6 protein-coding genes and 2 tRNA genes (1 of these 8 only partly in view) are annotated in these 5,277 nt (G+C 73.2%); 4 read left to right on the top strand and 4 right to left on the bottom strand.

The genetic code is table 11. The features are described 5' to 3' along the window. From ASF38_RS18260 to ASF38_RS01835, 3 genes are all read left to right on the top strand, one after another. A tRNA-Met gene (locus tag ASF38_RS18260) sits at positions 1-54 on the top strand (it extends 88 nt beyond the left edge of the window). A gap of 54 nt (positions 55-108) precedes the next feature. Continuing rightward, positions 109-279, top strand: coding sequence for a 50S ribosomal protein L33 (gene rpmG, locus ASF38_RS01840; protein WP_055964149.1), 171 nt, complete (start codon positions 109-111; stop codon positions 277-279). Between the two features lie 115 nt (positions 280-394). Then, positions 395-1,420, top strand: coding sequence for a UDP-N-acetylmuramate dehydrogenase (locus tag ASF38_RS01835; protein ID WP_055964152.1), 1,026 nt, complete (start codon positions 395-397; stop codon positions 1,418-1,420). 35 nt (positions 1,421-1,455) lie between these two features. Here ASF38_RS01835 and ASF38_RS01830 read toward each other — a convergent pair whose 3' ends face one another. The 4 genes from ASF38_RS01830 to ASF38_RS01815 all read right to left on the bottom strand — a co-directional run bounded on the left by ASF38_RS01830 (position 1,456) and on the right by ASF38_RS01815 (position 4,738). Beyond that, positions 1,456-1,782: a DUF4190 domain-containing protein gene (locus tag ASF38_RS01830; protein WP_156364857.1), complete on the bottom strand. Its 327-nt coding sequence runs from the start codon at positions 1,780-1,782 to the stop codon at positions 1,456-1,458. Then, positions 1,779-2,789: an adenosine deaminase gene (locus ASF38_RS01825; RefSeq protein WP_082480234.1), complete on the bottom strand. Its 1,011-nt coding sequence runs from the start codon at positions 2,787-2,789 to the stop codon at positions 1,779-1,781. The genes ASF38_RS01830 and ASF38_RS01825 overlap by 4 nt, the downstream gene beginning before the upstream one ends. After that, positions 2,786-3,283: a hypothetical protein gene (locus ASF38_RS01820; RefSeq protein ID WP_156364856.1), complete on the bottom strand. Its 498-nt coding sequence runs from the start codon at positions 3,281-3,283 to the stop codon at positions 2,786-2,788. The genes ASF38_RS01825 and ASF38_RS01820 overlap by 4 nt, the downstream gene beginning before the upstream one ends. Positions 3,284-3,364: 81 nt before the next feature. Beyond that, positions 3,365-4,738, bottom strand: a complete 1,374-nt coding sequence (locus tag ASF38_RS01815; RefSeq protein ID WP_235493042.1) for an NAD-dependent malic enzyme — start codon at positions 4,736-4,738, stop codon at positions 3,365-3,367. A gap of 348 nt (positions 4,739-5,086) precedes the next feature. On the opposite strand from ASF38_RS01815, the gene ASF38_RS01810 reads away from it, so the two are divergent. Next, a tRNA-Trp gene (locus tag ASF38_RS01810) sits at positions 5,087-5,162 on the top strand. Positions 5,163-5,277 lie beyond the last annotated feature (115 nt).

The raw sequence follows: 5,277 nt of genomic DNA, 5'->3' as shown, positions 1-5,277 counted from the left end.
GGTTAGAGCACACGACTCATAATCGTGGTGTCGCGGGTTCGAGTCCCGCCCCAGCTACCGAAGACCGCACGTGCACGGCATCACCCCCAGACCAGAAGAGGCAGACCAGTGGCGAGCAAGAGCTCCGACGTTCGACCCAAGATCACCTTGGCTTGCACCGAGTGCAAGGAGCGCAACTACATCACCAAGAAGAACCGTCGCAACGATCCCGATCGTCTCGACCTCAAGAAGTTCTGCCCGCGCTGCAAGACCCACCAGGTCCACCGCGAGACGCGCTGAGCCTCCCGCACCACCGTCACGAGACCCCCGGCCGCACGGCCGGGGGTCTCGTGCGTCCTGGTCCGGTGCGTCACCTCCTTCCCCTGACCGTGGGAGCGGGTCCTAGGCTCGACGCATGGATCTCGCGCAGCTGACCACCCTGCGCCTCGGGGGGCCGGCGCGCGACGTCGTCGAGGCCACCACCGAGCAGGAGCTCGTCGACGCGGTGCGGACGGCCGACGACGCCGGCGTCCCGCTCCTGCTGGTCGCGGGCGGGAGCAACCTCGTGGTCGGCGACGCCGGCTTCGAGGGGACCGTCGTGCTCGTGCGCACGACGGGGCGCCAGGTCGACGCCGACGCCTGCAGCGGCGCCATGGTCACCGTGCAGGCGGGGGAGTCGTGGGACGCGCTCGTCGCGGTGGCCGTCGAGTCCGGCTGGGTCGGGCTGGAGGCGCTGTCGGGCATCCCCGGGTCCGTGGGGGCCACGCCCATCCAGAACGTCGGTGCCTACGGCCAGGAGGTCGCGCAGACCATCGCCTCGGTGCGGGTCTACGACCGCGCCGAGCAGCGGGTGCGCACCCTGTTCGCCGTGGACTGCGGGTTCGGCTACCGGCACAGCCGCTTCAAGGCCGAGCCCGGCCGGTTCGTGGTGCTCGCCGTGGCGTTCCAGCTGCGTCTGGGCGACCTGTCCGCGCCCGTCGCGTACGCCGAGCTGGCCACCCGCCTGGGCGTCGACGTGGGCGACCGCGCCCCCCTGGCCGACGTCCGTGGGGCGGTGCTCGGGCTGCGGGCCGCGAAGGGCATGGTGCTCGACGCCGACGACCACGACACGTGGAGCGCGGGGTCGTTCTTCACCAACCCCGTCCTCGACGCCGACGCGGCCGGGCGTCTGCCCGAGGGGGCCCCGCGGTTCCCGCAGGCCGACGGAACCGTCAAGACGAGCGCGGCATGGCTCATCCAGGCCGCCGGGTTCGAGCGCGGTCACACGGTGGCCGGTGGGCGGGCCGCGGTCTCCTCCAAGCACACCCTGGCCCTCACGAACCGCGGCGACGCCACGGGCGAGGACCTGCTCGCCCTGGCCCGGGAGGTGCGCGACGGCGTGCGCGACGCCTTCGGCATCACCCTCGTGCCGGAACCCGTGCTCGTCGGCTGCACCCTCTGAGCCGGCCTCGCGGACGAACGGTTCGGGCGAGGGCCTCAGTACCCCGTGTCCGCGGAGAGCTGCAGGTGGGCCCGTACGGCGAAGCCCACCAGGACGAGCAGGCCGACGACGACCAGTGCCGTGGCGAGCGCGCCGAGGACCATGCCGGCCGTGGCCTGTCGGCGGCCGACCCACCGTGCAGGATCACGGTCGATCTCGCGACGCGTCGAGACCCCCAGGTGCCAGACGTACGGGCCGAGCAGGGCGGGCAGCACGAACACGGCCCCGACGAGGGACAGCAGGCCCAGCACGTAGGCCCGGTCCGCGCCGGGGTGGACGGTGGGCGCGGGGTGGTCGAGGTCCGGCACGTCGATGCCGCTCACGACGTCCGCCACCGGTCGACGTCGGCCAGGGCCGCAGCCTTGAGGTCGTCGGGGGCGTGCGAGCGGCGCAGCGACATCGCGGCGAGGTCGGCCAGCTCGTCGTCGCTGAAGTCCTGCGCGGCCCGCAGCACGTTGTACTGACCGGCCAGCCGCGAGCCGAAGAGCAACGGGTCGTCGGCGCCGAGCGCGACGTCGACGCCGGCCTCGACGAGGGTGCGCACCGGCACCTCCTCGAGCGTGGCGTACACGCCGAGCGCCACGTTTGAGGTGGGGCACACCTCGAGGGCCACGCCGGCCTCGGCGACCCGCTCGAGCACCGCCGGGTCCTCGCTCGAGCGCACGCCGTGGCCCAGGCGGGTGGGGTGCAGGTGGTCGAGGCACTGCGCCACGTGGGCCGGGCCGCGCAGCTCACCGCCGTGGGGCACGAGCGAGAGCCCGGCCCGCTCGGCGATCGCGAAGGCCGGGGCGAAGGCGGCCGTGTCGCCCCGCCGCTCGTCGTTCGAGAGCCCGAAGCCGACCACGCCGCGTCCGGCGTACTGCCCGGCGAGGCGCGCCAGCGTGCGGGCGTCGAGGGGGTGGCGGGTGCGGTTCGCGGCCACCACGACCGCCATGCCGGTGCCCACGCGCTCTCCGGCGTCACGGGCGGCGTCGATCACGAGGTCGGTGAAGGCGGTGATGCCACCGAACCGGGCGCCGTAGCCCGACGGGTCGACCTGGATCTCGGTCCACACCGCACCGTCGCGGGCGTCGTCCTCGGCCGCCTCCAGGACCAGGCGCCGCACGTCGTCCTCCGTGCGCAGGACCGAGCGTGCCACGTCGTACAGCCGCTGGAACCGGAACCAGCCCTTCTCGTCCGTGGCCACGAGCTGGGGCGGCCACTCCTCGACGAGGGCCGGCGGCAGCCGGATGCCGTCGCGCTCGGCGAGCTCCACCAGGGTCGTGTGGCGCATCGACCCGGTGAAGTGCAGGTGCAGGTGCGCCTTGGGCAGCGTGGCGACGGACCTCACGGGGTGAGGGCCTCCGCCACGTACGAGCGGGCCCCGCGGGCCTCGAGCCCGGCCCGGACCCGCTCGATCGTGCGAGGACGCACCAGCACGTGGAACAGCATGGAGGGCACCCCGACGACGACGGCGAGGACGAACGGCCACGGCCCCTCGTCGAGGACGAACGACAGCGCCAGCGCGGCGATCAGCGGGGCCTCCGTCAGGACGAAGCGCAGGATCATCGTGGTCTGGAACGCCTGCACCGAGGCGCGCCGGGCGGCGGCCTCGTCGAGCCCGGGCTCCAGTGCGGCCACGCGGTAGCCGATCGTCTGCGCGGCGAGGAAGCCGAGGACCACGGCGCCGAGGGCGGCGGCCGCGCCGACCACCGAGAGCTCACCCTGGTCGGGAGGCAGCACGAACAGGATCGCGACCAGCACGATGAGGGGCGAGGTGCCCAACGTGAGCGCGAGGACCCGCAGCGAGCGGCCGGGGGACGGGGCGGGCTGGGCGACGCTCATGGCGTCACCGTATCGGCCGGTGCCGACCCCGCGCCCGTCCACCGCCGGGTGCGTCGCGCGTGCGCCGGGTGGAGGCCGCGGCTACTGCGAGGCGCGGGCGGCACGCTCGACCGCGTCGGCCACGCGGTGGTGGACCTCCGGGTGGAAGACGCTCGGCACGATGTAGTCGGCGTTGAGCTCGTCGTCCTCGACGCACGCCGCGATGGCCTCGGCCGCCGCCAGGAGCACCGGCACGTCGATGCCGTGGCTGTGCGCGTCGAGCAGTCCGCGGAAGATCCCCGGGAACGCCAGCACGTTGTTGATCTGGTTCGGGTAGTCCGACCGACCGGTGGCCACCACGCGCGCGTGCTCGCGGGCGAGGGCCGGGTCGATCTCCGGGTCCGGGTTGGCGAGGGCGAACACCACGGCGTCGTCGGCCATCGTGGCGACGTCGGCGGCACCGAGCAGGCGGGGCGCGCTGACGCCGATGAACACGTCGGCGTCGACGAGAGCGTCCTTCAGGGTGCCCGAGACGCCACGCGGGTTGGTGTTCTCCCCGATCCAGGCGAGCGTGGGGTCGGTGTCGCCGCGCTCCGTGGAGACGATGCCGTCGACGTCGCACACGACCACGTCGCGCAGGCCCGCCCCGAGGAGCAGCCGCAGGATCGCGGTGCCGGCGGCGCCGGCACCCACCAGCACCACGCGCACGTCCTCGAGCGACTTCTCGACCACGCGCAGGGCGTTGCGCAGCGCGGCCAGCACCACGATGGCGGTGCCGTGCTGGTCGTCGTGGAAGACGGGGATGTCGAGCCGCTCGCGCAGGCGTGCCTCGATCTCGAAGCACCGCGGCGCCGAGATGTCCTCGAGGTTGATGCCGGCGAACCCGGGGGCCACGGCGGCGACGGTCTCGACGATCTGGTCCACGTCCTGGGTGTCCAGGCACAGCGGCCAGGCGTCGATGCCGCCGAAGGTCTTGAACAGGGCGGCCTTGCCCTCCATGACCGGCAGGGCTGCGTGCGGGCCGATGTTGCCGAGTCCGAGCACGGCCGAGCCGTCGGTGACCACGGCCACGCTGTTGCGCTTGATGGTCAGGCGCCGCGCGTCCTCGCGGTCGGCCGCGATCGCCTGGCAGATGCGGGCGACGCCGGGGGTGTAGACCATCGAGAGGTCGTCGCGGTTGCGCAGCGCGTGCTTGGACGCGGTCTCGATGACCCCGCCGAGGTGCATGAGGAAGGTGCGGTCGGAGACCTTCTTGACGGCGACGTCGGGGATCGCCCGCAGCCCCTCGACGATGCGGTCGGCGTGGGCGGTGTCGCCGGCGGCGATGGTCAGGTCGATGCGCAGGGCGTCGGCGCGCGACGCGGCCACGTCGAGCGCGGTCACGATGCCCCCGCTGGACTCCACCGTGGTCGTCAGGTGGCTCACGGCGGTGCCGCCGGCCGGCACCTCGAGGCGCACCGTGATGGAGTGGGACACGTTCGGGGCGGGGGACGCGCCGACGGCACTTTCGGTCGTGGAATGGCTCACGATCCTCTGTTCTACGGGACCGGACCGGTTACCCGCGAGTCGTGCACATTGAGTTCACGCCGCCCGGCGGGGGTGCCGGGCCGTGGGCGGCGGACGGTACGGCGGGGGTGCCGGGCCGCAGGCGGCAGACGGCGCGGCGGGGTTGCCGGGCCGCAGGCGGCAGAGGGCGCCGGCGGTCGGTTCGACTCGGCCGGTGCGCACCCCGTACACTGGACGGACCGGTGAGATCTCACTCTGTTTCGTCATGCCCTCGTGTCCTGCACGCAGGACGGGGGAGACGGGCAGAAGCGCCGGTGGACGGCACTAGCTCAACTGGCAGAGCATCGGTCTCCAAAACCGAAGGTTGGGGGTTCAAGTCCCTCGTGCCGTGCCAGCACCATCACCACATCGCACCATCCAGACCAGCACGACCAACGAAGGGGACACCGTGAGCGATCGCCACGAGACGTCGGCCACGAAGGAACGGCGCACGTCGCCGTTGACCTTCT

This window comes from Aeromicrobium sp. Leaf272, from assembly GCF_001422865.1.
In the GTDB taxonomy this organism is placed as follows: domain Bacteria; phylum Actinomycetota; class Actinomycetes; order Propionibacteriales; family Nocardioidaceae; genus Aeromicrobium.
The sequence above is the reverse complement of the archived record's forward strand: the minus strand, read 5'-3'. Positions and strand labels throughout refer to the sequence as shown.

Excerpts from the sequence above, each read along its gene's own strand:
- ASF38_RS01820 (WP_156364856.1), bottom strand. The coding sequence starts at position 3,283 with ATGAGCGTCGCCCAGCCCGCCCCGTCCCCCGGCCGCTCGCTGCGGGTC.
- ASF38_RS01835 (WP_055964152.1), top strand. The coding sequence starts at position 395 with ATGGATCTCGCGCAGCTGACCACCCTGCGCCTCGGGGGGCCGGCGCGC.